We start from the raw sequence: 25,995 nt of genomic DNA, 5'->3' as shown, positions 1-25,995 counted from the left end.
CCGTACGGGGGTGTTACCGCGCCGCGGGGCGGGTGAGGCGGATCGTGTCGCGGTACCACTTGGCGCTGTCCTTGAGGGTCCTGAGCTGGGTGTCGTAGTCGACACGGACGATGCCGAAGCGCTTGTCGTAGCCGTAGGCCCACTCGAAGTTGTCCATCAGCGACCAGGCGAAGTAGCCGCGTACATCGGCTCCTTGCGCCCGTGCCTCCGCTACGGCCGCGATGTGGTCGGCGAGATAGGCGGTGCGGTCGGCGTCGGGGACGGAGCCGTCGGCGGCGACGCTGTCGTCGAAGGCGGCGCCGTTCTCGGTGATGACCGTCGGGACGCCGTAGTCGCCCTGCAGGCCCAGGAGCAGGTCGGTGAGTTCGGTCGGGGTGATCTCCCAGTCCATGGCGGTACGGGGGAGGTCACGCGGGACACCGCGGGTGACGGGCAGCCCGTCGGTGTCCACCGGTGAGCCTTCTTCGGTGACTCCGGAGAAGAGGGCTCCCCGGTAGAAGTTGACCCCGAGGATGTCGAGCGGCGCGGAGATGATCTCCAGGTCGCCGTCGCGTACGGGGATCTCGACGTCGCGCGGCGCCAGGTCGGCGAGTACGTCCTCGGGGTAGCGGCCGTGGACGAGCGGGTCGAGGTAGAGCCGCCGGCCCATGCCGTCGGCGCGGCGGCAGGCCTCGGCGTCCGCCTCGCTGCCGGTCTCCGGGGTGGCGGTGCCCAGGTTGAGGGTGATGCCGAGTTCGAGCGGGCGGTCGCCGGCGGCCTCGCGGATGCGCCGGGAGGCGAGACCGTGGCCGAGGAGCAGGTGGTGGACGGCGTGGATGGAGTCCCCGAAGTTCTTCCTGCCGGGGGCGTGGACACCGAGGTCGTAGCCGAGCACGGCCGAGCACCAAGGCTCGTTGAGCGTGGTCCAGTGCTCGACGCGGTCGCCGAGGGCCTCGTAGGCGAGCGCCGCGTAGTCGGCGAAGCGGTACGCGGTGTCACGGGCCGGCCAGCCGCCCGCGTCCTCCAGCTCCTGCGGGAGATCCCAGTGGTAGAGCGTGATCCACGGGGTGATGTTCTTCCCGTGCAGCTCGTCGATGAGCCGCTTGTAGAAGTCCAGGCCCTTGGCGTTGGCGGGCCCGCTGCCGCCCGGCTGGATACGCGGCCAGGCGAGCGAGAAGCGGTACGTGTCGACACCGAGCCCGGCGATCAGCTCCACGTCCTCGGCCATCCGGTGATAGTGGTCGCAGGCCACATCGCCGTGCTCGCCCCCCACGACAGCGCCCGGAACCCGGCAGAAGGTGTCCCAGATCGAGGGGGTCCTGCCGTCTTCGGCAGCCGCGCCCTCGATCTGGTAGGCGGAGGTGGCGACGCCCCAGCGGAAGCCCGTGGGCAGACCGGGGACCGCCACGGCGGGTCGGGCGAGGGCCTGGGGGGTGGTGGCGTTCATGGGTCTCCTGGGTCAGGGGGAACACACGGCGGTGCGCGGGGCTGGGCGGAGGTGGTCAGACGGGGTTAACCGAGGCGGCGTCCGCGGCGCCTTCGCCGGCGCCGGGCGCGGCGTCCGGCGCCGGGTGATGCAGCCAGCAGGCCACCGAGCGGGCGGGCCCGCCGGCCGTGCCGGCCGGGACGGGGGCCAGCGCGGGGACCTGACCCGAGCAGGGCTCGAACGCCTTGCCGCAGCGCGGATGGAACGCGCAGCCGGCCGGCATCGCGGACAGATGCGGGGGCGAGCCGGGGATTCCGGTCAGCTCGCGACGGGGGCCGTGCAGCGCGGGGAAGGAGTGCAGCAGTCCGTCGCTGTAGGGATGGCGCGGGTCGCGGTAGATCTCGGCCGCGCCGGCCTCCTCGACGATCCGTCCGCCGTACATGATCGCGATCCGGTCGGAGAACTCGATCAGCAGCGAGATGTCATGGGTGATGAAGACGACCGAGAAGCCCAGCTCCTCGCGGAGTCTGACCAGCTGACGCAGAATCTGACGCTGCATCACCACATCGAGCGCGGTGGTCGGTTCGTCCATGATGACGATCTCCGGCTCCAGCGCGAGCGCCATGGCGATCATCACGCGCTGGCGCATTCCGCCGGAGAGCTGGTGCGGGTAGGCGACCAGCCGGTCCGTGGAGATACCGACCAGCGAGAGCAGTTCCTCGGCGCGCGCGGTGCGCTCGGCGGACCTCATCTGCGGGCGGTGGGCCTTGAGCACATCGGTGAGCTGACTGTGGACCGTGTGCACGGGGTTGAGGGAGTTCATCGCGCCTTGGAAGACGATCGACAGCTCCTGCCAGCGGAACGCCCGCAGCTGCTGCGGGGTGAGCCCCAACAGGTCCACCGGACCCTTGTCGTACGGGTGGTAGTGGACGTCTCCCCCGGTGATCACCCCGGGCGGGGAGAGCAGCCGGGTCACGGCGTAGGCGAGGGTCGACTTGCCGGAGCCCGACTCCCCGGCGAGGCCGAGGACCTCGCCGCGGTGCAGGGTCAGATCGACGTCGCGCAGGGCTCGCACCGCGCCGCTTCCGGTGCCGTAGTCGACATTGAGCCCGCTGATGGTGAGGACGGGGCGAGAGGTCATGGGCGCGGCTCCTTGTCGTGCGTACGGCCCGCACGGCCTTCGGGGGTACGGGCCACCGGGGTGCTCGTCCGGGCCACGGGCGTGAAGCCGACCCGCATCCGGACCTTCCGGGAGGCGCCGGTGCCGGTGCGCAGCCGCGGGTTGATGAACTCGTCGATGCCGAAGTTGATCAGCGAGAGGGCCGCGCCGAGCAGGGCGATACAGAGCCCCGCCGGTACGAACCACCACCACGCGCCCTGCGCCAGCGCCTGGTTGGACTGGGCCCAGAAGAGGACCGTCCCCCAGTTCCAGTTGGAGATGTCGGCGACGCCCGTGAAGGCGAGGGTGATCTCCAGCAGGATGGCGAAGATGACGGTGCCCACGAAACCGGACGCGATCACGGCGGTGAGGTTGGGCATGATCTCGAAGCAGATGATCCGCCAGGTGGGCTCGCCGGTGGCTCTGGCCGCCTCCACATAGTCGCGGCGGCGCAGGGAGAGCGTCTGGGCGCGCAGCACGCGGGCGCCCCAGGCCCAGGAGGTGAGGGCGATCACGACGGCGATCAGCATGTCCCCGGCGTCCGCGACGAAGCTCGCGATGATGATGATCAGCGGCAGGGCCGGGATGACCAGGAAGATGTTGGAGAGCGCCGAGAGCAGTTCGTCCGCGACCCCGCCCAGGAAGCCGGCGCTGACGCCGATCAGCACGGACAGGACCGTCGCGAATACCCCGGCGACGAAGCCGACGACGAGCACGCCCCGGGTGCCGACGAGGATCTGCGAGAGCACGTCCTGACCGGTCTGGGTGGTGCCGAACCAGTGCGCCGAGGAGGGCGCCTGGAGGATGGCGTCGCTCATCTTGCCGGGGTCGTACGGCGCGATCCACGGGCCGATGACCGCGAGCAGGACGAAGAATCCGAGGATGGCGAGACCGGTGACGGTCTTCCCGCCCCGCAGGAAGCGCAGCCTGATCCGCCTGCTGGGCGCCGGGGCTTCGGCCGCGTCGAGGACGGCGGCTTCGACAGCGGTGACGGCCATGGCTCAGGCCTCCCTTCGGGTACGCGGGTCGAGCATCAGATAGACCATGTCGGCCAGCAGATTCGCGGCGAGCACCGAGAGCGTGATGATCAAGAAGACGCCCTGCATCAGCGGATAGTCCTTGGCGCCGACGGCCTGGAAGAGCTGATAGCCGATGCCGGGATAGGAGAAGACCATCTCCACCAGCAGCGTGCCGCCGACGATGAAGCCGAGGGACAGCGCGAATCCCGAGATATTGGGGAGGATCGCGTTCCTGGCGGCGTACGAGAACATCACGCGCCGCTCCGAGAGCCCCTTGGCCTGCGCGACCATGACGTAGTCCTCGGAGGAGACCGTCACCATCATGTTCCGCATACCGAGGATCCAGCCGGCCACGGCGCTCAGCACGATCGTCACGCCCGGCAGTACGGCGTGGTAGAGCGCGCTGGAGAGGAACGGCACGTCGAAGGCGGGCACCAGCGCGCTGTCGTAGCCGCCGGCCGCCGGGAAGAGCGGCCACTTCACGGCGAACAGGGCGATGGCGATCAGCCCGAGCCAGAAGTACGGGATGGAGGAGATGAAGGTGGTGACGGGCAGCAGCCCGTCCAGCCAGGAGCCGCGCCGCCAGCCGCTGTAGACGCCGATACCGGTGCCGAGCAGGAAGCTGATCAGGGTGGTGGTGCCGACCAGGGCCAGGGTCCAGGGCAGCGACTGCGAGATCACCTCGCTGACCGGGGTGGGGAAGAACGTGAAGGAGAGACCGAGGTCGCCCTGGAAGAGATGCGACCAGTAGTCGGTGTACTGCTGCCAGAGCGAGCGCTGCTTGTCGAGGCCGAAGAGCGCCCGGAGGGAGTTGACCGCGTGGGTGTCCAACTGCCCCTGGAAGCGGGCGATCAGGGCCTGGACCGGGTCGCCCGGCATCAGCCTGGGGATGAGGAAGTTGATGGTGATCGCGGCCCAGGCGGTGATGGCGTAGAAGGTGAGCCGCTGGAGTAGGTACTTCACCGGGCCGCCACCTCCAGCGCATCGGCCGGGCCGTTCTCGTACAGCCAGCAGGCCGCCCACTGGCCGCCGTCGAGCTCGAAGCGCGGCGGCAGTTCGGTGCGGCAGCGCTCCATGGCCCGGGGGCAGCGGGGATGGAAGCGGCAGCCGTCGGGCGGGGAGATGAGGGAGGGCGGCTCGCCGCCGGTCTCACCCTGCTCGTCCCCCTCCTCCCGCTCGTCCTCCTCGCCCTCTTCGTCCTGCCCGGCCACGATCCGGTCGGGGTCGGGCGCGGAGGCGATCAGCAGCTGGGTGTAGGGGTGGGCGGGGCGCTGGGTGACGGTCTCGCTGTCGCCGCCCTCGACGATCCGGCCCGCGTACATCACCAGCGTCGTGTCCGCGAAATACCGTGCGGAGGCGATGTCGTGCGTGATGTAGAGGATCGCCAGGTGCAGACGCTCCTTCAGGTCGCGCAGCAGATTGAGGACGCCGAGCCGGATGGAGACATCGAGCATCGAGACGGGCTCGTCGGCCAGCAGCACCTGGGGATCGGCCCCCAGGGCGCGGGCGATGGCGACGCGCTGGCGCTGTCCGCCCGAGAGCTCGTGCGGGAACTTGTCCAGGAACTGTCCCGGCGGGGTCAGCTGGACCCGTTCCAGCAGCTCGGCCGTCTCGGCCTCGGTGGCCTGCTTGCCGTGGATCTTCAGCGAGCGGGTGAGGTGGTAGCGCACGGTGTGCACGGGGTTGAGCGAGGCGAACGGGTCCTGGAAGATCAGCTGGACCTGTCTGACGTACGAGCGGAAGGACCGGCCACGCCCGGCCTTGACCGGCTTGCCGCCGAGCCGTATCTCACCCGCGGTGAGCGGATACAGCTGCGCCAGCAGCCGGGCGACGGTGGATTTCCCCGAGCCCGACTCCCCCACCAGCGCGGTGACACTGCCGCGTCGCAGCCGCAGCGAGACATCGTCGACGGCATGGACGGTACGGCGCCGGCGGGCGAGCAGATCGCTGCCGGTGCGCTTGACGGGGAAGTGCTTGGTGACGCCGCGGGCTTCGAGCACGACGGCGCTGTCGTCACTCGCGGGGTCTCGGGTGCTGTGGGTGTCCTGGGTGGTCATGGCCGGTCCCGTCGTCACTTGGCGGGCTTGAGGTGCAGCACGATGTCCAGCGCGTTGGGCTGGGTGGGCTGCGGCGGGCCGTACGGATCGGCCTCGGTGGGCCAGCCGACCCAGTTCTTGGTGGAGTACTCCGCTCCGATGGGGCCGGCCGCCGTCGGGATCATGGGCACGTCCTCGACCATGATCTTCTGGAGGGTGTTCATGGCCGTGGTGCGGGCCGCGTCCTCGGTGGCGTTCGCGTACTCCCTGAGCGCCTTGGTCGCGTCGGGGCTGTCGAACCGGCCGAAGTTGCCGAGCGGGGCGCTCTTGCCGATGGGCTGGATGAGCTCGCCGTCCATGATGTTCTGGTACATGTCGTACGGCGTCGGGCCGCTGTTGGTCCAGTGCAGCGTGGCGTCGAAGTTGCCGTTGGAGACGTCCGCCGTCCAGGCCTCCGCGGTCTGGGTCTTGACCTTCGCCTCGATACCGAGCTGCTTGATGTTGTCCTTGATGATCGAGAGCCCGGTGATGTAGTCGTTCCAGCCGGCCGGGTCGGTGAACGTGAGCTTCACGGGCTTGCCCGAGGGGTCCTTGAGCACCCCGCCGGCGAGCGTGAAGCCCGCTTCGTCCAGGATCTTCTTCGCCCCCGCGACATCGGGCTTCGTCGTGGCGCTCTTGTACTCGGGTGCCAGGAAGGATTCACCGGCGGGCAGCGGTATGCCCGTCGGGTTGGTGATCTCCGGGTAGAGGGTCGCCTGCGCCTGGACATGGATGGCACGGCGGTCGACGACCATCGCCATGGCCTTGCGCAGCGCCTTGTTGGCGAGCGGGCCCCTGGTGGTGTTGAACCACAGGCCGTGGATGCCGAGCCCGGAGGGGAACCACAGCTTGTTGTTCTCGGGGTCCTTGTTGACGTACAGCTGCTTGTAGTTCGGCATGAAGACGAACGACCACTCGGTCTTGCCGTTCGCGAGCGCGGTGGTCTGGGCGCTGTTGTCGTTGTACGAGGTGTACCTGAGCTCCTTCACCTGCGTGGTGCCCTTCCAGTAGGAAGGCAGCGCGGTGAGGGTGGTGGTCTGCGGGGTGAACGTCTTGAGCTTGTACGGCCCCGAGCCCACCGGGGTGCGGTTGGGGAAGGTCGCCGGGTCCTTGACGGTCTCCCAGATGTGCTTGGGCACGATGAAGATGTCAAGGATCTTGTTCTGGTTGACGAACTGCGATTCCTTGAAGGTCAGGACGACCTTGTCGCCCTGCGCCTCGATGCCGCCGTACTGGATGCCGTTGCCGTTGAGCGCGGGGTACTTCTTGATCAGGTCGAAGGTGAAGGCGACGTCCTCGGCGGTGAGGGGCTTGCCGTCGGACCACTTGGCCTTCGGGTCGATCGTGAGGGTGACCTTGGTGAAGTTGGACTCCCACGTCCAGTCGGTCGCCAGCCAGGGCTTGGCCTTCTCGCTGGGCCGCACGAGGTTCGTCATCGCCAGCGGCTCGTAGATCATGCGGCGGTAGCCGAGCGAGGCGCCGGCCGAGGTGCCCAGGAACGGGTTGCTGTTGTTCGTCATCGGGCCGTTCGGCATGCCGACGGTGAGCACGCCCGAGGCGCCGCCCGCCTTCCGGTTGGCATCCGAGTTGGCCGAGGAACATCCGGCGGCGAGCGCCGCCACGACGGTGGCGGCGGCCAGCGCCCTGAGCTTGCGGTGTGCGGACATGGCGACTCCTGGAAGGGACTGCGTGGGTCGTGGGACAACTGGCGTGCGCCGGGGTGCGGTGGGCGGCTGCGGAGGGGTTACGGAGCCGACTGCCGTACGACGAGTTCGGTGGGCAGCACGACGGGTTCGTCCGGCGCGGACGCCCCGCCGAGGTGCTGGAGCAGCATCCGCGCCGCCGTCTCGCCCATCTGCCGGGCGGGCTGGCGCACGGTGGTCAGTGGCGGCGCGGTGTGCCGGGACATCGGGATGTTGTCGAACCCGACCACGGCGATGTCGTCAGGGACGGTCCGCCCCGCGGCCCGCAGGGCCCGCAGCGCGCCCGCGGCGCTGATGTCGTTGTGCGCGAACACGGCGTCGAAGTCGGTCCCGTGGGCGAGGAGTTTCTCGACCGCGAGACGTCCGGACAGCTCGGTGAAGTCCCCCACCACGACACGGTCGGTGGGCAGCACCTCACGGAAGCCCCTGAGCCGGTCGCGTACGCAGCCGAAGTGCGGCGGACCCGTGATGACCAGTGGCTTGCTGCGCCCGTCGGCCAGCAGATGGCGGGCCGCGGACGCTCCCCCTTCGTGATTGGTGGTCACGACGGAGGGAAAGTCCTCGGGATGGCTGCCGCGGTCGTCGATCAGGACGACGGGCAGGCCCTTGTGGTGCAGGCCGATGATGGTGTCGAGGGTGTTCTCGGGTTCGACGACGACCAGTCCGTCGAAGGCGCGGGCCGAGACCTGGGCGGTGAAGTGCCGCACCGATTCGGCGCCGCGGTTGCAGGTGAAGAGCAACAGCCCGTAGCCGGCGGCCTCGACGGTGTCGACGACTCCCTGGAGCACCTCGCCCATCCACGGCCAGGTCAGCGAGGGCACCAGCATGCCGACCGTACGGCTGCTGCCGCGGGCCAGTCCGACGGCGCCCGAGCTGGGTACGTAGCCGAGTTGGGCGATCACCGCGCGCACGCGGGCGGCCGTACCGCCGTCGACTTCACCTTTGGTATTGATCACCCGGGACACGGTCGTCTTGCTGACGCCGGCCTCACGGGCGACATCGGCGATCGTGACTCGCATCGGGCCTCCACGTTGAGGGGTGGAACCGGTACCGCAACCGGTACCGGAACCGGTACCGGCGTTGGGCGGTGAGTTAACCGGCGCGCAACACGGTCGTCAATACTTCACGCCGAGATTGGTCCGAACCTTTGTTACGTACCAGGCCAGTAGCAGGTCAGGGGCGTTATGCCTTCAAGGTGTGAATGCGCGACCCCTTGACGGGAGTTCACAACGGCAGTTCACTCACGCCGCACGCACCAAAGCGGTACCGCACCACGGCGTCACCCCCCACCTCACTGCCGAGAAGGGCAGATCTATGTCGAGATCGACTGGCACCGGGCGGCGACTGACGAGGGTTCTCCTCGCCGGCGCCCTCGCCACCGCCGGGCTCACCGGCATTTCGGCCGGTACGGCGCACGCCGCCGGCGAGCAGGTCAATATCTGGCTGACCACCACGGACGACAGCGGCGGACGCCATGTCACCCGTGGTCTCCAGCAGCAGGCGCCCGTCAACTTCCAGGCGGGCAGCGGCGGCAGCGGCACGAACATCAGCGTCGACGAGTCCACCCGCTATCAGACCTTCACCGGCGGCGGCGCCTCCTTCACGGACACCGCGGCCTGGCTGATGAAGGGCAGCGGGGCGCTCTCCCAGGCGACCCGTGACGACACGATGAAGAAGCTCTTCTCCCCCACCGAGGGCATCGGGCTCTCCTTCGTCCGTAATCCGATGGGCGGTTCGGACCTGGCCCGCTTCGGTTACACGTACGACGACGTACCGGCCGGCCAGACCGACCCCACGCTGTCGAAATTCTCGATCGCGCACGATCTGCAGGATGTGCTGCCGCTGACCAAGCAGGCCAAGCAGCTCAACCCGGCCCTCACGACGATGGCCTCGCCGTGGACGGCGCCGGCCTGGATGAAGGACAACGGCCAGCTCAACGGCGGCTGGCTGAAGGCCGAGAACTACGGCGCGTACGCCAACTACTTCGTCAAGTACCTCCAGGCCTACCGGGACCAGGGCATTCCGGTCGACTATGTCTCGGCGCAGAACGAGCCCACCTGCTGCGACAGTTACCCGTCCATGAGCTGGAACGGCTCGGGTCTCGCGTACTTCACCAAGAGCGAGCTGCTGCCGAAGCTCCAGGGCGCCGGGCTGCCCACGAAGGTGCTGGCGCACGACTGGAACTGGGACACCTACGACGCGTACGCGGCCGAGACCGTGAACGACGCGGCGGTCCGCAACCACCCCAACTTCGGCGGGGTCGCCTGGCACGGCTACGGCGGCAACATCCAGAAGCAGACGGACGTCCACAACCAGTATCCGCAGATGAACGCCTTCCAGACCGAGCACTCCGGCGGTACCTGGATCGCGAATCAGCAGCGCGAGGACATGTCGAACATCATCGACTACACCCGTAACTGGGCGAAGTCGGTGACCAAGTGGTCCCTGGCGGTGGACCAGAACCGCGGTCCGCACAACGGCGGCTGCGGCACCTGCGACGGTCTGATCACGGTCCACAACGGCGACAGCCGGCACGGCCAGGTCGACTACACCATCGAGTACTACACGATGGGCCACCTCACCAAGTTCGTGAAGCCCGGCGCGGAGCGCATCTCCTCCACCGCCTCCACCACGGTCCCCAATGTGGCCTGGCGCAACACGGACGGGTCCAAGGCGCTGATCGCCTACAACGACGCGTCGGCGGCGTGGGAGCTGCGGGTCAACTGGGGCGGGCAGACCTTCAGCTACTCCCTGCCCGGCAAGACCTCGGCGACCTTCACCTGGGCCGGCACCCAGTCCGGCAACGGCTCAGGCACCACCGGCGCCTTCACGGGCCTCGGCGGCAAGTGCCTGGACGCGGCGGGCGGCACCGGCGCCAACGGCACCGCGGTCCAGCTGTACGACTGCAACAGCTCGACGGCCCAGCGCTGGACGGTCGGCACGGACTCCACGATCAAGGCGCTCGGCGCGTGCCTGGACGTGACCTCGGCGTCGACGGCGAACGGGGCGAAGGTCCAGCTGTATCAGTGCAACGGCAGCGGCGCCCAGCAATGGACGTACAGCTCCGCGACCGGTGACATCGTCAACACCGCGGCGAACAAGTGCCTCGATGTGACGGACAACAGTCCCGTGAACGGGGCCCGCGCCCAGATCTGGACATGCACCGGGGCCGCCAACCAGAAGTGGCGGCTCCAGTAGTCACCGCTCTGTGACGGCTCCGTGATTCCTTGTGTGCGCCCACCCCTCCTACGCTGTGGTGTCAGGGGGGGTGGGCGCATGCGGCGGATGATCGCGGCGGTGACGGGGGCTCTGTGCGGAGCGGTACTGCTGGCGGGGTGCAGCCCGCCCAGGCTCCCGCTGGCGGCCGTCTGGCTGGACGGCGGCCGGCCCTGGGCGCTGACGCTGCCGTGCGGGGACGACCCTGTCACCGGAGTGAGTCTGGCCAGCTGGCCGGACACCGAGCAGGAGGAACCTGACCGTCCTGATGTCTCGCCCTCGCCGACGCCGACATCCTCCGCCGACGCGCTCGCCGCGTGGCGGGCCCTGCACCCCGGCTGGACGTCGGAAAGCAGACATCCACTGAGCCGCCGGCCGTTCCCGCTCTTCGAACCGCCTGCTTCCTTCGAGGCCGAGTGGTCGGGACCGGCGGAAGCGGCGCCGCGTCCCGGGTACACGTACGCCCTGGAGTTCCGCTCCTACGACGACGACGGCTTCTTCTCCAAGGGGATGTACAGGGGCGATGTCTTCGTGACAACCGAGGAACTCGCCACGCTCAGGCCCGGCCAGGTGTGGGCGGACAGCCGGGCCATGAGCAGGGACGGGTTCCTGGAGCTGGTGGCGGACCACTGCTGAACCGGGGGAGCCGCTACTCCACCGGCTCGACCCCGGCCCGCAGCAGTCCGTACGTGTACGCGTCCTCCAGCGCCTGCCAGGAGGCCGCGATCACGTTCTCCGCGACGCCGACCGTGGCCCAGTCGCCGTCGCCGTCCGATGTGGTGATCAGCACCCGGGTGGTCGACTCCGTGCCGTGGCGGCCCTCCAGGATGCGGACCTTGTAGTCCACCAGCTCCAGCTTGGCCAGCTGCGGGTAGATCCGCTCCAGGCCGACCCGCATGGCCCGGTCCAGGGCGTTGACCGGACCGTTGCCCTCCGCGGTGGCGACGATGCGCTCGCCCTTGGCCCACAGCTTCACGGTGGCCTCGTTGGCGTGCGTACCGTCGGGGCGGTCCTCGACGATCGCGCGCCAGGACTCCGTACGGAAGTAGCTGCGGGGGCGGCCCTCCGCCTCCTCGCGCAGCAGGAGTTCGAAGGAGGCGTCGGCCGCTTCGTAGGTGTACCCCTTGAGCTCGCGCTCCTTGACCCGGCCGACGACCCGGCCGACCAGATCGCGGTCGTCGCCCAGGTCGATGCCCAGCTCCTTGCCCTTGAGCTCGATGGAGGCGCGGCCCGCCATGTCGGAGACCAGCATCCGCATGCTGTTGCCGACCAGCTCGGGAGAGATGTGCTGGTACAGGTCGGGGTCGACCTTGATCGCGGAGGCGTGGAGTCCGGCCTTGTGGGCGAAGGCGGAGACGCCGACGTACGGCTGGTGGGTGGAGGGGGCCAGATTGACGACCTCGGCGATGGCGTGCGAGATCCGGGTCATCTCGGCGAGCGCTCCGGCGGGCAGGACACGCTTGTCGTACTTGAGCTCCAGGGCGGCGACGACCGGGAAGAGATTGGCGTTGCCGACACGCTCGCCGTACCCGTTGGCGGTGCACTGGACATGGGTGGCGCCGGCGTCGACGGCGGCGAGCGTGTTGGCGACGGCGCAGCCGGTGTCGTCCTGGGCGTGGATGCCGAGCCGGGCGCCGGTGTCGGAGAGCACAGTGGCGACGACGGCCTGGATCTGGGCGGGGAGCATGCCGCCATTGGTGTCGCAGAGGATGACCACATCGGCGCCGGCCTCGGCGGCGGCCCGTACGACGGACTTGGCGTACTCGGGGTTGGCGCGGTAGCCGTCGAAGAAGTGCTCGCAGTCGACGAAGACGCGGCGGCCCTGTTCGCACAGGTAGGAGACGGTGTCGCGGATCATCGCCACGTTCTCGTCGAGCGTGGTGCGCAGCGCCAGCTCGACATGGCGGTCGTGCGACTTGGCGACCAGCGTGACCACCGGGGCGCCGGACTCGATCAGGGCTCTGACCTGCGGGTCCTCCGAGGCCTTGGCGTTCGGGCGCCGGGTGGAGCCGAAGGCGACGAGCTGGGCGTGCTGGAAGTCGATCTCCTGCCGGGCGCGGGCGAAGAACTCGGTGTCCCGCGGGTTGGCCCCGGGCCAGCCGCCCTCGATGAAGCCCACACCGAAGGCGTCCAGGTACCGGGCGATGGCCAGCTTGTCGGCGACCGTCAGATTGATGCCCTCGCGCTGTGCGCCGTCGCGCAGCGTCGTGTCGAAGACATGAAAGCTGTCGTCTGTCTCCGTGGACTCAGTGGTCATGGTGTGTTGCTCCTGTCGAGTGGATGGTCTGGCTCCACTTGCCCCCGTCGCCGCGTGCGGCTCGTCTTCCGCCAGGGTGGGGCCGGAAAACGAAAAAACCCCTCGCGGGTGCGAGAGGTCTGCGCGCGGGTCTGAGGCACGATGGCCGCGCCGTACATGGTGGTACGAGGCGGTCACTGCGGACCGGCGCGCTTGCTGCCGATAATCATGGCGAACGAGAGCACGAGTCGATTTTTGCACGTCTGTCGTTCTCGGGAGGCCCTGTCTCACCATACGGTCGGGTACGGTGACGCACCCGCCGCGGCCCGGCCGGCGCACCGGCCGCTCCGTGGACATCGGACCCGAGGCCCGCGCCCCGGGGTGCCGGGGTACGGGCCTCCGTTCGGGGCCTCCGTGCTGATCGCGTGAGCGTCAGCCCAGTTCGTGCATCCAGCCGTGGATGTCCGGCGTCGTGCCCGTCTGGATGTCGAGCAGCGCCGTGCGGAGCTTCATCGTGACCTCGCCCGGCTCGCCGCCCGACTGGGTCCACTCGCCCGCCGTCGACTTGACCACGCCGACCGGGGTGATGACCGCGGCCGTGCCACAGGCGAAGACCTCGGTGAGGGTGCCGTTCTCGGTGTCGGCGCGCCAGTCCTCCTTGGAGACGCGGCCCTCCTCCGAGGTGTAGCCGAGGTCACCCGCCAGCTTCAGCAGCGAGTCGCGGGTGACGCCCGCCAGCAGGGAGCCGGTCAGCTCGGGGGTGACGATGCGGTCGCCGTACACGAAGTACAGGTTCATGCCACCCATCTCCTCGACCCAGCGGTGCTCCAGGGCGTCCAGGTAGACGACCTGTTCGCAGCCCTTCTCCGCCGCCTCGGCCTGGGCGAGCAGGGACGCCGCGTAGTTGCCGCCCGTCTTGGCGAAGCCCATGCCGCCCGGGACCGCGCGGACGTAGTTCTCCGAGAGCCAGACCGAGACCGGCCGCACCCCGCCGGGGAAGTACGCGCCGGCCGGCGAGGCGATGACCAGGAAGAGGTACTCGTTCGCCGGCCTCACGCCGAGACCGACCTCGGTCGCGATCATGAAGGGGCGCAGATAGAGGGAGGATTCCCCGCCGTGCGCGGGCACCCACGCCTTGTCCTGCTGGACCAGCGCGTCGCACGCGGCGATGAAGGTCTCGACCGGCAGCTCGGGCATGGCGAGCCGGCGGGCCGAGAGCTGGAAGCGGCCGGCGTTGGCCTCGGGGCGGAACGTGGCGACCGAACCGTCCGGACGGCGGTACGCCTTGAGCCCCTCGAAGATCTCCTGCGCGTAGTGCAGGGTCATATTGGCCGGGTCGATCGAGAGCGGCGCGTACGGGGACAACTGCGCGTCGTGCCAGCCCCGCCCCTCCGTCCACTTGATCGTCACCATGTGATCGGTGAAGTGGCGGCCGAACCCCGGGTTCGTCAGGATCGCCTCACGCTCCGCGTCGGACAGCGGGTTCGAGGAGGGCTTGAGTTCGATCGTGGGCGTGGTCATGAATACTCGTCCTTCACCGGTTGTGTGTGACGGACCGCGCTCACGCCGCTACTGCTACTAGGACGTCCGAGCATTCCCGCATGCCGCGGCCCACGCCGATTATCGCTCGGGCGGGGACGGTGGAGGAAGCGGGGTGAATGCGGCCTATGGCTGAGGATCGCACCCGGTGGCCGCACAGCACAGCCGCCGGGTTCCGAAGACCCGGCGGCTGTAAGGAGTCGACGGGTCAGCTCGCTACTCGTACGGCGAGCGCGTCGCCGATCTGGTCGGTCGTACGCGCGGTGGCCGCCGTACCGTCGCGCTCGGCGAGATCGGCCGCGACGGCCTCCTCGACCCGGACGGCCTCGGCGTCGAAACCGAGGTGCCGCAGCAGCAGGGCGACCGAGAGGACCGTGGCCGTGGGGTCGGCCTTCCCCTGGCCCGCGATGTCCGGCGCCGACCCGTGGACCGGCTCGAACATGGACGGGAAGGCGCGGTCCGGGTTGATGTTCGCGGACGCGGCCAGGCCGATACCGCCGGTCACGGCGGCGGCCAGGTCGGTGAGGATGTCACCGAAGAGGTTGTCGGTGACGATCACGTCGAAGCGCTCGGGCTGGGTGACGAAGAAGATCGTCGCGGCGTCGACATGCAGATAGTCGGTGGTGACCTCGGGGTACTCCTGGCCGACGCGGTCGAAGATGTTCTTCCACAGGTGGCCCGCGTAGACGAGGACGTTGTTCTTGTGGACCAGCGTCAGCTTCTTGCGCGGACGGGCGTTGGCCCGCTCGTACGCGTCCCGGACGACCCGCTCCACGCCGTACGCCGTATTGAGGCTCACTTCCGTGGCCACCTCGGCGGGCGTACCGGTGCGCAGGGAACCCCCGTTGCCGGTGTACGGGCCTTCGGTGCCCTCGCGGACGACGACGAAGTCGATGTCGGGGCGGCCGGCCAGCGGGGTGGCCGTGTTGGGGAAGAGCTTCGACGGACGCAGATTCACGTAGTGGTCGAAGGCGAAGCGCAGCTTGAGGAGCAGTCCGCGCTCCAGGACGCCGGACGGCACGGACGGGTCGCCGATCGCGCCGAGCAGAATCGCGTCATGGCCCTTGAGGGCCGCCAGCTCCGCGTCCGGGAGGGTCTCCCCGGTACGGTGCCATCGGCTCGCGCCGAGGTCGTACTCCTTGGTCTCCAGCTTCACATCCTGCGGGAGGACGGAAGTCAGGACTTTCAGGCCCTGGGCCACGACCTCCTGGCCGATGCCGTCACCGGGAATCACTGCGAGATTGATGCTGCGAGACATAGCGGCACCCTACTCCGCGTCCCACTGCCTGACACGGCATGTCCACTCTGTGGACACGTTGCGATTCGGTCGCCGATTCGACGCCCGCGATACACACACCCGCCACCCACTGGTGCCACGTTCTAGGGATGGATACTCCCCGGGTCGGGATCCCCGGCCGACTCGCCTCCCGTATGACCATGCCGGAGCAGCACGAGTACCTGCGCGGCACGATCGGCCGGCGCGGCCTGCTGCGGGCCGGCTCGGTCGCCGCCGGCACCGTGGCCGGCGCCGGGCTGCTCGGTTCCAGCGCCGCCCCCGCGGGCGTCACCGCACCGGCCTTTCTGCCCTCGTCGGCCGCGGCCAGGGTCGACGGGTCGCTGGTCGCCCCCTTCGGCCGGCATCTGGCCTTCGGCTCCGACCCGAAGACAAAGATGACGGTCTCCTGGCAGGTGCCGTTCGCGGTGCGGAACCCTTACGTCCGGGTGGGTCTGAAGCCGTGGGAGCTGAGCCGGAAGATCACGGCGGAGGTACGGCCGCTGCACACGCCGTCGCTCTCCGCCGAGCTGCCCGCGGTGGACCAGTACTACCTGCACGCCGCGCTGGAGCGGCTGCGCCCCGGCACCACGTATTACTACGGAGTGGGTCATGACGGCTTCGACCCGGCGGACGCCCGCCACTTCTCCACCCTCAGCACCTTCCGTACGGCTCCGGCCCGCGCCGAGCCGTTCGTCTTCACCGCCTTCGGCGACCAGGGCGTCTCGTACCACGCCCTCGCCAACGACCAGGTGATCCTGGGCCAGAACCCGGCCTTCCATCTGCACGCGGGTGACCTCTGCTACGCCGACAGCAGCGGTCAGGGGTCCGCGTCGGACCTCTATGACGCGCGGGTGTGGGACCAGTTCCTGGCGCAGACCGAGACCGTGGCCTCCCAGGTGCCGTGGATGGTCACCACCGGGAACCACGACATGGAGGCGTGGTACTCCCCGCACGGCTACGGCGGCCAGAACGCGCGCTGGACCCTGCCGGACGGCGGCCTCGACCCCGTGGACGCACCGGGCGTCTACTCATTCACCTACGGCAATGTCGGGGTGGTGTCCCTGGACGCCAATGACGTCTCGCAGGAGATCCGCGCCAACACCGGCTACACCGGCGGCGCCCAGACCCGCTGGCTGGACCGCCGGCTGGGTGAGCTGCGCGCGAACGGGGACATCGACTTCATCGTGGTGTTCTTCCACCACTGCGCCTTCTCGACGACCAGCTCACACGCCTCCGACGGCGGCGTGCGGGACGCGTGGGTGCCGCTCTTCGACCAGCACCGCGTCGATCTGGTCGTCAACGGCCACAACCATGTGTACGAACGCACCGACGCGCTGCGCGCCGGCGAGGTCCGGCGCCGGGTGCCGGTCGGTGAGTCCGTCAGCTCGGTGCGGGACGGCATCGTGTACGTCACGGCGGGCGGCGCGGGCAAGGCGCTGTACGGCTTTCCGGTGCCGGACAGCTACGAGGGCAGGGTCGCCGACGTGGAGAGCGTGAGGTCGTACCACTGGGACACGGACGGCGCGAAGGCCCCCGAGACCGTGGAGTGGTCACGGGTGCGCTACACCGGCTTCTCGTTCCTCGCCGTGGAGGTGACCTCCGGGCACCGCCCGGAACTGAGGGTCTCCGCGCTCGCCGAGACGGGCGAACGGGTGGACCACTTCACCGTCACCCGGTAACCACGGCCACGCGCTGACCACCGTCACGCGCTGACCGCCCGGCGCACCGGGCGGCCGCGGCCGGTGCGGCTCAGTGGCCGGTCGAGCCGCCGTTGTCCCGGCGGTCGAGAGCGCGCTGGAGCGCGGCGGCGGCGTTCTTGCGGTCGGACTCGCTCGTACGAGGAGTGTGACGGACGCGGCGGACAGTCGTCTCTGCCATGATGATCGACTCCTTGAGATAGCTGAGCCACGCGGCGTGGGGCCGCATGAGGCATCTGCGAGGCGCCGGAAGGGGCGGGGGGCGTACGCCGCAGGGGTTGCCTGCCTAGGGGCGTGTGCCCGCGACCGCCATTCGCTGGATGGAGCGAGGCGTTCGGCTCATTCCAAGCTAAGCGAGCGGCGCCGCTCTGTCTCCACGATTACTCGGACTTCCTACTATCTGAGACGGTGATCGTTCCGACCCGCGCGGATCCGGACGGCGTGAACCGGCCAGCGGCGGCGAAGCGGCGGGTCCGCTACAGCACGTCCCCGTCGCGCCAGTCGAAGACCAGCGGGCCGCCGGGCCCGGGGAGGGCCCGCCCCGCGGCCGGGCGCAGATAGGTGGAGTCGTCCTCCTCGGGCAGCCGCACCACTCCCCCGGGACTCAGCGCCTCGATCCCGCCCGGCCACAGCTGCCAGCCGCGCGCCCGGTAGAGCGGCGCTCCCTCGTCGGAGGCGGACAGCGCCCCCGCGTCGTACGCGCCGTCGATCACCCGCTCCAGCGCTGCCATGACCCGGCCGCCGACGCCCCGCCCGCGGCGGTCCGCCCGTACGCCCACCGCCTCGACATAACCGATCCGGTACGACCGGCCGTCGTGCAGCACCCGGCGCTGGATCACACTGCCGTGCGCGATGAGCGACCCGTCCGGATCCCGTACGAAGGCGTGGACACCGCCGAGCCCGTGATCCCAGTCCTGATCGCTGAAGCCGCCTTCGAAGACCTGGTCCAGCAGGGCGCGGATCTCCGCGAGAACGGCGGCGCCGAGCTCGAAGGTGTGGGCGGTGCACAGGGGTTCCGTCATGCGATGCGCTCCTCCGCCGGGCCGTGGGCCGACATCCTGCCGCAGGGCCGGGCGACCGGACAGGGCCTGGGCGAACACCCGTTTTCCCGGGGCAGTCCCGGGCACCCGGGGAGCGGAGGCCAAACTATGAATACACGGACGATGTCACTCAATGGGCGAGGCACGGCGCAGCGGGCGGCGAACAGCCCGGCCATGGACGCGGCGGCCCGCTGGGGCTTCGTCGCGCGCGGGGTGATCTACCTGCTCATCGGGGTGCTCGCGCTGCAGATCGCGTTCGGCGGGGGCGGCAAACAGGCCGACCGCGGCGGCGCGCTCGCGGAGATAGCGGAGCAGCCGATGGGCTCCGTCCTGCTCTGGGTGCTGGGGATCGGGCTGGTCGGGATGGCGCTCTGGCGGCTCTCCGAGGCGCTGTTCGGCGCGGCGGGGCCGGACGGCGGGAAGAAGGGCAAGCGGCTGCTGTCGGCGGGGCGCTTCGTCTTCTACGGCTTCGTGGCCTACTCCGTCCTGGCGTTCGCCGCGGGTGACAAGGGCAGCGGCGGCGGGTCGAGCGACCAGCAGTCCCAGGACGTCACGGCCAAGGCGCTGGAACTGCCGGGCGGCCAGTGGATCGTGGGGATCGTCGGCGTGGGGATCGCGGTCGCCGGTCTGTGGGTCGGCGTCCGCGCGGTGCTGCGGAAGTACCACAAGCACCTGAAGCTCGGTCAGATGTCCCACCGGGCACGGAAGTTCACCGATGTGACGGGGGTCGGTGGCGGCGCGGGGCGCGGCATCCTCTTCACGGCCGTGGGCGTGTTCGTGGTCCAGGCCGCGGTCGAGTACCAGCCGGACAAGGCCAAGGGTTTCGACGACACCCTGCGCTCCTTCACCGACACCCCGGCGGGACCGTGGCTGCTGGCGGCCGTCGCGCTGGGCCTGGCGCTGTTCGGGATCTTCTCCTTCGCCATGGCCCGCTGGCGCAAGGTGTGATCCCGGCGCCTCGGCACGAGACCGGCGGCTGAGCGGCGGACCGCTCCCGGGACGCGAACCGCCCCCGTACCGGCGTGGGGGCCGGCCCGGGGGCGGAGTCCGTGGTGCGGAGCCGTCAGCCCATGTGCGGGTAGCGGTAGTCCGTCGGCGGGACCAGCGTCTCCTTGATGGCGCGGGTCAGCGTCCAGCGCATCAGGTTCTGCGGGGCGCCCGCCTTGTCGTTGGTGCCGGACGCGCGGCCGCCGCCGAAGGGCTGCTGGCCGACGACGGCACCGGTCGACTTGTCGTTGATGTAGAAGTTGCCCGCCGCGTAGCGCAGCTTCTCCATCGCGTCGGCCGCCGCGGCGCGGTCGTTGGCGATGACCGAACCGGTCAGGGCGTACGCCGAGACGGACTCCATCTGGGTCAGCACGGTCTCGTAGTCGGCGTCGTCATAGACGTGCACCGCGAGGATCGGGCCGAAGTACTCGGTCGTGAAGACCTCGCTCGCGGGGTCGGTGCAGACGATGACGGTCGGCCGGACGAAGTAGCCCACCGCGTCGTCGTACGTACCGCCGGCGACGATCGTGCAGGCCGGGTCGGCGGCGGCGCGGTCGATCGCGGCCTTGTTCTTTGCGAAGGCGCGCTCGTCGATGACGGCGCCGATGAAGTTCGTCAGATCGGTGACATCACCCATGGCGATGCCGTCGACCTCGGCCGCGAACTCCTCCTTGAATCCGTCGTTCCAGATCGAGGCGGGGATGTACGCGCGGGAGGACGCCGAGCACTTCTGGCCCTGGTACTCGAAGGAGCCGCGGGTCAGCGCCGTCTTCAGGATCGCGCGGTCGGCGCTCGGGTGGGCGACGACGAAGTCCTTGCCGCCCGTCTCGCCGACGATCCTCGGGTAGGAGCGGTACTTCTCGATGTTGCCGCCGACCGTCTTCCACAGGTGCTGGAAGGTCTTGGTCGAGCCGGTGAAGTGGATACCGGCCAGCTCGGGGTGGTGCAGCGCCACCTCGGAGACGGCGATGCCGTCGCCCGTCACCAGGTTGATGACGCCCTTGGGCAGTCCCGCCTCCTCCAGCACCCGCATCAGCAGCACGGCGGCGAGGGTCTGCGTCGGGGACGGCTTCCAGACCACGACATTGCCCATGAGCGCGGGCGCGGTCGGCAGATTGCCCGCGATGGCCGTGAAGTTGAACGGCGTGATCGCGTAGACGAAGCCTTCGAGCGGGCGGTGGTCGAGACGGTTCCACACGCCGGGCGAGTTGGCCGGCGGCTGCTCGGCGAGCAGGTCACGGGCGTACGAGACATTGAAGCGCCAGAAGTCGACGAGCTCGCACGGGGTGTCGATCTCGGCCTGCTGGACGGTCTTCGACTGGCCGAGCATGGTCGCCGCCGCCAGCGTCTCGCGCCACGGTCCCGCCAGCAGCTCGGCCGCGCGCAGGATGATCGCGGCGCGGTCGTCGAAGGCCATCGCGCGCCAGGCCGGGGCGGCGGCCAGGGCCGCGTCGACCGCGTCCCGCGCGTCCTGCTCGGTGGCGCCGGCGAACGTACCGAGGACGGCCTTGTGGTTGTGCGGCTGTACGACGTCGACACGCTCGCCGCCGCCCATCCGCTTCTCGCCGCCGATGGTCATCGGAAGGTCGACGGGGTTCTCGGCCAGCTCCTTGAGCTTGACCTCCAGACGGGCCCGCTCGGGGGAACCCGGGGCGTAGCCGCGCACCGGCTCGTTGACCGGCGTGGGAACCTGGGTCACAGCGTCCATGAGTGCCGAATCTCCTTAATCAGTAGGTCAGACGGTCGGTCTCAGTTGCGGGGGCTCAGCCGCGGCTGACCAGCGAACGCAGGAAGAACGCGAGGTTGGCGGGGCGCTCGGCGAGGCGGCGCATGAAGTATCCGTACCAGTCGGTGCCGTACGCGATGTAGACCCGCATCCGGTGTCCCTCGGCGGCCAGCCGGTCCTGCTCGGCCTCGCGGATGCCGTACAGCATCTGGAACTCGTACTCATCGAGCTTACGTCCGGCGCGGTGCGCGAGATCCTGGGCGATGGCGATGATGCGCGGGTCGTGGGAGCCGACCATCGGGTAGCCGCCGCCCTCCATCAGGATCCGCAGGCAGCGGATGTACGCCTTGTCGACCTCGGCCTTGTCCTGGTACGCGACGGAGGCGGGCTCCTTGTAGGCGCCCTTGACCAGCCGCACGCGCGAGCCGGCGGCGGCGAGCGCGCGGCAGTCGTCCTCGGTGCGGAAGAGGTACGACTGCACGACGGCGCCGGTCTGCGGGAAGCGCTCGCGCATCTCGGCGTGGATGGCCAGCGTCGAGTCGATGGTGGTGTGGTCCTCCATGTCGAGGGTGACCGTGGTGCCGATCTCCGCGGCGGCCTCGACGACCGCGGTGACGTTCTTCAGCGCGAGGTCGTGGCCGCCGGGCAGGGCCTGGCCGAAGGAGGAGAGCTTCACCGACATCTCGGCGCGGTCGCCGAGCTCCAGCGGCGCGAGGGCCTCGATCAGCCGCAGATACGCGTCCCGGGCGAGCAGCGCCTCGGCCGGGTCGGTGATGTCCTCGCCGAGGACGTCGAGCGTGACCTCCAGGCCGCGGCCGGCCATGGACCGGATGACGGGGGCCGTCTCCTCGACCGATTCACCGGCGATGAAACGGTTCACCACGGGCTTGGTGACCGGTGCGGCCGAGACGACACGGCGCATTCTGTCGCTGCGCGACGCGGCAAGGATCACAGGACCCAGCACAGGGCACCTCCACGGTGAGATCGGGCAAGGCCGGAGCGGAACGGAACGGAGAGGGTCGGTTCCGGTACGGCACGGAGAACCACTGTGAAACCTAGGGATCGGTCCGATCCTCGGCCATCGACAGCTGTCACGCATCCGTGGCCCCGATCTCAGACATCTGTCTGAAAGCGGTGCGAGAATGTCCGGGTGAAGGGCGATTACCAGGACCTGGTCGACGAGATCTCGGCGCTGCTCGGCGTTCCCGCGACGCTGGAGAACCGGGATTTCGGGCTGATCGCCTTCGGCGCGCACGACAGCGAGGACGACACGGCGATGGACCCGGTCAGGACGCGCTCGATCCTGACCAGGAAGTCCACCCCGGCGGTGCGCGCGTGGTTCGAGGGCTTCGGCATCGCGCGGGCGACCGGCCCGGTCCGTATCCCGGTGGCCCCGGACGCCGGCGTCTTCCGCGGCCGCATCTGTCTGCCCGTACGGCACCGGGGCATGGTGCTCGGATATGTCTGGCTGCTCGACGACTCCGACCCGGGGCCGAGCGGTTCACGGCTGGCGGCGGCCATGGAGGTGACCTCGCGGATCGGCGACCTGCTCGCCGAGGAGGTGAAGGCCGGCGCGGATCTGGCGCGTGAGCTGCGGGCCGTGCTCACGGCGGAGCGCGGCTGGCAGCGGGACATGGCGGTGGCCGCGCTGCGCACGGCGCTGGGGCCGAGCGCGGACGGTCCGCATATGGTGCTGTGCGTCGCGCCGTGGCGGGACGAGGAACCAGGGGTACGCGCGGTGCCGGGAACGGCCGCGCTGTGCACCCTGCCGTACGGGGCGGAAAGCCCGGGCGGCCCGGCCGGCCAGGCGGCGCAGGGCGTGCAGGCCCTGGCCCTGCTCGTACGGCTCCGCTCTGCGGACGCGCTCACCCCCGCGCTCGAGGCCGTCTCCCGGCTGCGCGAGGGCGCGGGCCCCGGGGCGGCCGCCGGGGCCGGGGCCCCGCGGCGCGGTCTGGCCGAGCTTCCGGAGGCCTGGCAGGAGGCGGTCTCGGCGGCGCGCGCGGCCGTGGCCCAGCCCCGGTTCGGCCCGGTCGCGCAGTGGCCCTCGATCGGCCCGTACCGCATGCTGACGGCGCTCCCCGCCGGGCCCGACCCCGCGGTCCGCCCTCTCCTCACCCCCACCCACCGCGAACTGGCCCACACCGCCGAGGTGTTCCTCGACTGCGCGGGCCAGGCGGGCCGCACGGCCTCCGCTCTCGGCATCCACCGCCAGACGCTCTACTACCGGCTCTCCCGGATCGAACAGCTGACGGGCCTGGACCTGGACGAGGGCGAGGACCGTCTGCTGCTCCACATGGCCCTGAAGGCGGCCCGGCTCTGACCGGCTCAAGGTTCCGCGGTTCCGTGAGCGATTCCGCGTGATCATGAGCAGACTCCCGTCGACACCGGCCTCTCGAAGAATGTCTCCAGGACCACCGTCGCCCGGGTGCCGCTGACGCCCTCGATCTCGTACAACCGCCGCAGTACGTCCTGGAGTTGCTCGGTCGTCCCGGTCCTGACCTTTACCAGGACCGATGCGCTGCCCGCGATGATGTGGGCCTCCTGCATCTCGGGGATCGCGGCGAAGCGCTCGCCGGAGTCGCCCATCCAGGCTGACGAGTCGACCATGACGAAGGCCAACACCCCGGCGCCGACCGCGGTGGGGTCCACCTCGGCCGCCGTGCGGCGGATCACCCCCGACTCGCGCAGCTTGCGCACCCGCTCGTGGGCCGCGCCCGCGGAGAGCCCGACGGCCCTGCCCAGGGCGGCGTACGCCTGCGTGGCGTCCTCCTGCAGCAGCTTCAGCAGCTTCCGGTCCACAGCATCCATGACGCCCTCCTCCACACCAGATCCGTCAATGACGGGCCTTGACCATACGGCATCCTGTAATACTCATCGACGGCAGGATGTTGTTCAGGACTCAGCACGCAGAACGACTGAAGGAGAACGGACATGGCCACCGGCCGCCCCGCGCTGTACGACGTGCTCGACGACAGGTTCCGTACGGAGAGGTGCACTGCGGGCGATCTACAACTGGAGACGCTCCACGTGGGCTCCCGCTGGGCGGAGGGGCCGCTGTACATACCGGCCTGGCGCCAGCTGATCTGGAGCGACATCCCGAACGACCGGATGCTGCGTTGGGATGAGACGACCGGCGCGGTCAGCGTCTTCCGCTCGCCCGCGGGCCACTCCAACGGCAACACCCTGGACCGCGAGGGCCGTCTGATCACGTGTGAGCAGGGCAACCGCCGGGTCACCCGCACCGAGCACGACGGCTCGGTCACCGTGCTCGCCGACCGCTACCGGGGCAAGCGGCTCAACAGCCCGAACGACGGGGCCGTGAAGTCCGACGGCTCGATCTGGTTCTCGGACCCGGACTTCGGGATCACCAGCGACTACGAGGGCCACCGCGCCGAGAGCGAGATCGGCGCCAACAACGTCTACCGGATCGCACCGGACACCGGCGAGGTGCGGCTCGTGGCCGACGGCTTCGGCGCCCCCAACGGCCTGGTCTTCTCGGCTGACGAGAGCGAGCTGTACGTCTCCGACACCCGGGCCCACCAGATCCGGGCCTTCGAGGTGCGCGCGGACGGCACCCTCTCCGAGGGCAAGGTCTTCGCGGAGATCACGGCCGGGGGCGCCGGTCGCTTCGACAACATCCGCTTCGACGACGCCGGCCACCTCTGGGCCGCGGCCATGGACGACGGAGTGCACTGCTACGCCCCGGACGGCACCCTGCTCGGCCGCATCCTGGTGCCCAACACGGTCTCCAACATCCGCTTCGGCGGCCCGAAGAGGAACCGTCTCTTCATCACGGCGAACGACACGCTCTATTCGCTGGTCATGGGGGTTACGGCGGCACCGATGACGGTGTGAACCCCTCCTCCGCCTCTGCCCGAAAGGATCACCCTATGGAGCAGCGCGTATTGGGCAGGACGGGCCGCACGGTGTCCGTTGTCGGACTCGGGACGTGGCAGCTGGGAGAGGGGTGGGGCGGGGTGCGCGAGGAGGACGCCTTCGCCGTGCTGGACACGGCGGTCGCGGCGGGCGTGACATTCTTCGACACGGCGGATGAGTACGGCGACGGCCGCAGCGAGCGACTGATCGGCGGCTATCTGCGGGAACGTCCGGATGCCGGAGTGTTCGTGGCGACAAAGATGGGGCGTCGGTCGGCGCAGTCGCCGGCCAACTACACGCTGGAGAACTTCCGCGCCTGGACGGACCGTTCCCGGGCCAACCTGGGCGTGGACACGCTGGACCTCGTGCAGCTGCACTGCCCGCCGACGCCGGTGTACTCCTCCGACGAGGCGTTCGACGGGCTGGACACGCTGGTCGCGGAGGAGCGGATCGCGGCGTACGCGGTGAGCGTGAGGAGCTGCGAGGAGGCGCTGACGGCAATCGCCCGGCCGGGTACGGCGAGCGTGCAGATCGTCCTCAACCCCTTCCGGTTGAAGCCGCTGCAGGAGGTGCTTCCGGCAGCCGCCGAGGCGGGAGTGGGGATCATCGCCCGAGTGCCGCTGGCGTCCGGGCTGCTGTCCGGCAAGTACACCAAGGACACCGTGTTCCAGCAGGACGACCACCGTACCTACAACCGGCACGGCGAGGTCTTCGACCGCGGCGAGACCTTCTCGGGCGTCGACTTCGAGTCCGGCGTCGAGGCGGCGGCGGAGTTCGGGGAACTGGCACCCCAGGGCGCCACCCCGGCGCAGACCGCGCTGCGGTGGATCATCCAGCAGCCGGGCGTGACCACGGTGATCCCGGGCGCCCGCACCCGGGAGCAGGCCCGCCTGAATGCGGCGGCCGCGGCGCTGCCGCCGCTGCCGGGCGCGACGCTGGAAGCCGTGCGCGACCTGTACGACCGGCGCATCCGGAGGCAGATCCACCACCGTTGGTAGCCGGGGAGAAGCCGGCCCGGACCTCCCTCGCAGGTTTCCGCAG

The 25,995-nt window shown here is 69.9% G+C and carries 22 protein-coding genes; 7 read left to right on the top strand and 15 right to left on the bottom strand.

Annotation, left to right across the window (positions count from 1 at the left end):
* Nucleotides 1-13: 13 nt before the first annotated feature.
* From ACZ6MZ_RS06710 to ACZ6MZ_RS06680, 7 genes are all read right to left on the bottom strand, one after another.
* On the bottom strand, nt 14-1,426 hold the full coding sequence (locus ACZ6MZ_RS06710) for a GH1 family beta-glucosidase (protein WP_469350231.1): 1,413 nt from the start codon (nt 1,424-1,426) through the stop codon (nt 14-16).
* A 55-nt stretch (nt 1,427-1,481) separates the two neighbouring features.
* Complete coding sequence (locus tag ACZ6MZ_RS06705) at nt 1,482-2,546, bottom strand: ABC transporter ATP-binding protein (RefSeq protein ID WP_469350229.1); 1,065 nt, start codon at nt 2,544-2,546, stop codon at nt 1,482-1,484.
* A complete protein-coding gene (locus ACZ6MZ_RS06700; RefSeq protein WP_469350227.1) occupies nt 2,543-3,562 on the bottom strand; it encodes an ABC transporter permease in 1,020 nt (339 codons plus the stop codon). Before ACZ6MZ_RS06700 ends, ACZ6MZ_RS06705 begins: the two co-directional genes overlap by 4 nt.
* 3 nt (nt 3,563-3,565) lie before the next feature.
* Nucleotides 3,566-4,546 carry an ABC transporter permease gene (locus ACZ6MZ_RS06695; protein WP_384191534.1) on the bottom strand — a complete coding sequence of 327 codons (981 nt, stop codon included), beginning with the start codon at nt 4,544-4,546 and terminating at the stop codon, nt 3,566-3,568.
* Complete coding sequence (locus ACZ6MZ_RS06690; RefSeq protein ID WP_469350225.1) at nt 4,543-5,640, bottom strand: ABC transporter ATP-binding protein; 1,098 nt, start codon at nt 5,638-5,640, stop codon at nt 4,543-4,545. Before ACZ6MZ_RS06690 ends, ACZ6MZ_RS06695 begins: the two co-directional genes overlap by 4 nt.
* 14 nt (nt 5,641-5,654) lie before the next feature.
* A complete protein-coding gene (locus ACZ6MZ_RS06685; protein ID WP_389789548.1) occupies nt 5,655-7,325 on the bottom strand; it encodes an ABC transporter substrate-binding protein in 1,671 nt (556 codons plus the stop codon).
* A 77-nt stretch (nt 7,326-7,402) separates the two neighbouring features.
* Nucleotides 7,403-8,380 carry a LacI family DNA-binding transcriptional regulator gene (locus tag ACZ6MZ_RS06680; protein WP_384191542.1) on the bottom strand — a complete coding sequence of 326 codons (978 nt, stop codon included), beginning with the start codon at nt 8,378-8,380 and terminating at the stop codon, nt 7,403-7,405.
* A 295-nt stretch (nt 8,381-8,675) separates the two neighbouring features.
* Here ACZ6MZ_RS06680 and ACZ6MZ_RS06675 point away from each other — a divergent pair, with 295 nt between their 5' ends.
* Nucleotides 8,676-10,559: a ricin-type beta-trefoil lectin domain protein gene (locus ACZ6MZ_RS06675; RefSeq protein WP_469350223.1), complete on the top strand. Its 1,884-nt coding sequence runs from the start codon at nt 8,676-8,678 to the stop codon at nt 10,557-10,559.
* Nucleotides 10,560-10,637: 78 nt separating this feature from the next.
* The gene (locus ACZ6MZ_RS06670) at nt 10,638-11,213 is read left to right on the top strand and encodes a hypothetical protein (RefSeq protein WP_469350220.1); all 576 of its coding nucleotides are present in this window, start codon (nt 10,638-10,640) and stop codon (nt 11,211-11,213) included.
* Nucleotides 11,214-11,226: 13 nt separating this feature from the next.
* Here ACZ6MZ_RS06670 and cimA read toward each other — a convergent pair whose 3' ends face one another.
* The 3 genes from cimA to ACZ6MZ_RS06655 form a co-directional block, all read right to left on the bottom strand.
* Nucleotides 11,227-12,834 carry a citramalate synthase gene (gene cimA, locus ACZ6MZ_RS06665; protein WP_389789553.1) on the bottom strand — a complete coding sequence of 536 codons (1,608 nt, stop codon included), beginning with the start codon at nt 12,832-12,834 and terminating at the stop codon, nt 11,227-11,229.
* 411 nt (nt 12,835-13,245) lie between these two features.
* Entirely contained in the window at nt 13,246-14,334 is a 1,089-nt protein-coding gene (locus ACZ6MZ_RS06660; RefSeq protein ID WP_384191553.1) for a branched-chain amino acid aminotransferase, read from the bottom strand.
* 226 nt (nt 14,335-14,560) lie between these two features.
* On the bottom strand, nt 14,561-15,610 hold the full coding sequence (locus ACZ6MZ_RS06655; protein WP_469350217.1) for a 3-isopropylmalate dehydrogenase: 1,050 nt from the start codon (nt 15,608-15,610) through the stop codon (nt 14,561-14,563).
* A 128-nt stretch (nt 15,611-15,738) separates the two neighbouring features.
* Between ACZ6MZ_RS06655 and ACZ6MZ_RS06650 the strand changes: the two genes are divergently transcribed.
* Nucleotides 15,739-17,307: a purple acid phosphatase family protein gene (locus ACZ6MZ_RS06650; protein WP_469350216.1), complete on the top strand. Its 1,569-nt coding sequence runs from the start codon at nt 15,739-15,741 to the stop codon at nt 17,305-17,307.
* Nucleotides 17,308-17,377: 70 nt separating this feature from the next.
* On the opposite strand, the gene ACZ6MZ_RS06645 is transcribed toward ACZ6MZ_RS06650, so the two are convergent.
* Nucleotides 17,378-17,506: a hypothetical protein gene (locus ACZ6MZ_RS06645; RefSeq protein ID WP_093602575.1), complete on the bottom strand. Its 129-nt coding sequence runs from the start codon at nt 17,504-17,506 to the stop codon at nt 17,378-17,380.
* A gap of 295 nt (nt 17,507-17,801) precedes the next feature.
* A complete protein-coding gene (locus ACZ6MZ_RS06640) occupies nt 17,802-18,347 on the bottom strand; it encodes a GNAT family N-acetyltransferase (protein ID WP_469350214.1) in 546 nt (181 codons plus the stop codon).
* Nucleotides 18,348-18,473: 126 nt separating this feature from the next.
* Here ACZ6MZ_RS06640 and ACZ6MZ_RS06635 point away from each other — a divergent pair, with 126 nt between their 5' ends.
* Nucleotides 18,474-19,313, top strand: coding sequence for a DUF1206 domain-containing protein (locus tag ACZ6MZ_RS06635; protein ID WP_469350213.1), 840 nt, complete (start codon nt 18,474-18,476; stop codon nt 19,311-19,313).
* Nucleotides 19,314-19,428: 115 nt separating this feature from the next.
* Here the strand turns inward: ACZ6MZ_RS06635 and pruA are convergent, their stop codons facing one another.
* A complete protein-coding gene (pruA, locus tag ACZ6MZ_RS06630) occupies nt 19,429-21,060 on the bottom strand; it encodes an L-glutamate gamma-semialdehyde dehydrogenase (RefSeq protein WP_469350211.1) in 1,632 nt (543 codons plus the stop codon).
* 55 nt (nt 21,061-21,115) lie between these two features.
* A complete protein-coding gene (locus ACZ6MZ_RS06625) occupies nt 21,116-22,042 on the bottom strand; it encodes a proline dehydrogenase family protein (RefSeq protein WP_389789567.1) in 927 nt (308 codons plus the stop codon).
* A 186-nt stretch (nt 22,043-22,228) separates the two neighbouring features.
* Between ACZ6MZ_RS06625 and ACZ6MZ_RS06620 the strand changes: the two genes are divergently transcribed.
* Nucleotides 22,229-23,398 carry a PucR family transcriptional regulator gene (locus ACZ6MZ_RS06620; protein ID WP_469350209.1) on the top strand — a complete coding sequence of 390 codons (1,170 nt, stop codon included), beginning with the start codon at nt 22,229-22,231 and terminating at the stop codon, nt 23,396-23,398.
* Between the two features lie 41 nt (nt 23,399-23,439).
* On the opposite strand, the gene ACZ6MZ_RS06615 is transcribed toward ACZ6MZ_RS06620, so the two are convergent.
* On the bottom strand, nt 23,440-23,886 hold the full coding sequence (locus ACZ6MZ_RS06615) for an Lrp/AsnC family transcriptional regulator (RefSeq protein ID WP_469350207.1): 447 nt from the start codon (nt 23,884-23,886) through the stop codon (nt 23,440-23,442).
* A 123-nt stretch (nt 23,887-24,009) separates the two neighbouring features.
* Between ACZ6MZ_RS06615 and ACZ6MZ_RS06610 the strand changes: the two genes are divergently transcribed.
* Nucleotides 24,010-24,933, top strand: a complete 924-nt coding sequence (locus ACZ6MZ_RS06610) for an SMP-30/gluconolactonase/LRE family protein (protein WP_469350205.1) — start codon at nt 24,010-24,012, stop codon at nt 24,931-24,933.
* Nucleotides 24,934-24,968: 35 nt separating this feature from the next.
* Nucleotides 24,969-25,952, top strand: a complete 984-nt coding sequence (locus ACZ6MZ_RS06605; protein ID WP_469350204.1) for an aldo/keto reductase — start codon at nt 24,969-24,971, stop codon at nt 25,950-25,952.
* Nucleotides 25,953-25,995 lie beyond the last annotated feature (43 nt).

The organism is Streptomyces sp. NPDC042201 (assembly GCF_055582185.1).
Note: the sequence above shows the minus strand (reverse complement) of the source record. Positions and strands in the feature narration are given on the sequence as shown.

What these genes read in the sequence shown, in the direction of transcription:
- ACZ6MZ_RS06615 (WP_469350207.1), bottom strand. Translation starts at nt 23,886, where the DNA reads ATGGATGCTGTGGACCGGAAGCTGCTGAAGCTGCTGCAGGAGGACGCC.
- ACZ6MZ_RS06680 (WP_384191542.1), bottom strand. Translation starts at nt 8,380, where the DNA reads ATGCGAGTCACGATCGCCGATGTCGCCCGTGAGGCCGGCGTCAGCAAG.
- ACZ6MZ_RS06650 (WP_469350216.1), top strand. Translation starts at nt 15,739, where the DNA reads ATGGATACTCCCCGGGTCGGGATCCCCGGCCGACTCGCCTCCCGTATG.
- ACZ6MZ_RS06705 (WP_469350229.1), bottom strand. Translation starts at nt 2,546, where the DNA reads ATGACCTCTCGCCCCGTCCTCACCATCAGCGGGCTCAATGTCGACTAC.
- ACZ6MZ_RS06635 (WP_469350213.1), top strand. Translation starts at nt 18,474, where the DNA reads ATGAATACACGGACGATGTCACTCAATGGGCGAGGCACGGCGCAGCGG.
- ACZ6MZ_RS06640 (WP_469350214.1), bottom strand. Translation starts at nt 18,347, where the DNA reads ATGACGGAACCCCTGTGCACCGCCCACACCTTCGAGCTCGGCGCCGCC.
- ACZ6MZ_RS06670 (WP_469350220.1), top strand. Translation starts at nt 10,638, where the DNA reads ATGCGGCGGATGATCGCGGCGGTGACGGGGGCTCTGTGCGGAGCGGTA.
- pruA (WP_469350211.1), bottom strand. Translation starts at nt 21,060, where the DNA reads ATGGACGCTGTGACCCAGGTTCCCACGCCGGTCAACGAGCCGGTGCGC.
- ACZ6MZ_RS06710 (WP_469350231.1), bottom strand. Translation starts at nt 1,426, where the DNA reads ATGAACGCCACCACCCCCCAGGCCCTCGCCCGACCCGCCGTGGCGGTC.
- ACZ6MZ_RS06655 (WP_469350217.1), bottom strand. Translation starts at nt 15,610, where the DNA reads ATGTCTCGCAGCATCAATCTCGCAGTGATTCCCGGTGACGGCATCGGC.
- ACZ6MZ_RS06690 (WP_469350225.1), bottom strand. Translation starts at nt 5,640, where the DNA reads ATGACCACCCAGGACACCCACAGCACCCGAGACCCCGCGAGTGACGAC.
- ACZ6MZ_RS06660 (WP_384191553.1), bottom strand. Translation starts at nt 14,334, where the DNA reads ATGACCACGCCCACGATCGAACTCAAGCCCTCCTCGAACCCGCTGTCC.
- ACZ6MZ_RS06605 (WP_469350204.1), top strand. Translation starts at nt 24,969, where the DNA reads ATGGAGCAGCGCGTATTGGGCAGGACGGGCCGCACGGTGTCCGTTGTC.
- ACZ6MZ_RS06610 (WP_469350205.1), top strand. Translation starts at nt 24,010, where the DNA reads ATGGCCACCGGCCGCCCCGCGCTGTACGACGTGCTCGACGACAGGTTC.
- ACZ6MZ_RS06675 (WP_469350223.1), top strand. Translation starts at nt 8,676, where the DNA reads ATGTCGAGATCGACTGGCACCGGGCGGCGACTGACGAGGGTTCTCCTC.
- ACZ6MZ_RS06700 (WP_469350227.1), bottom strand. Translation starts at nt 3,562, where the DNA reads ATGGCCGTCACCGCTGTCGAAGCCGCCGTCCTCGACGCGGCCGAAGCC.
- ACZ6MZ_RS06685 (WP_389789548.1), bottom strand. Translation starts at nt 7,325, where the DNA reads ATGTCCGCACACCGCAAGCTCAGGGCGCTGGCCGCCGCCACCGTCGTG.
- ACZ6MZ_RS06645 (WP_093602575.1), bottom strand. Translation starts at nt 17,506, where the DNA reads ATGGCAGAGACGACTGTCCGCCGCGTCCGTCACACTCCTCGTACGAGC.
- cimA (WP_389789553.1), bottom strand. Translation starts at nt 12,834, where the DNA reads ATGACCACTGAGTCCACGGAGACAGACGACAGCTTTCATGTCTTCGAC.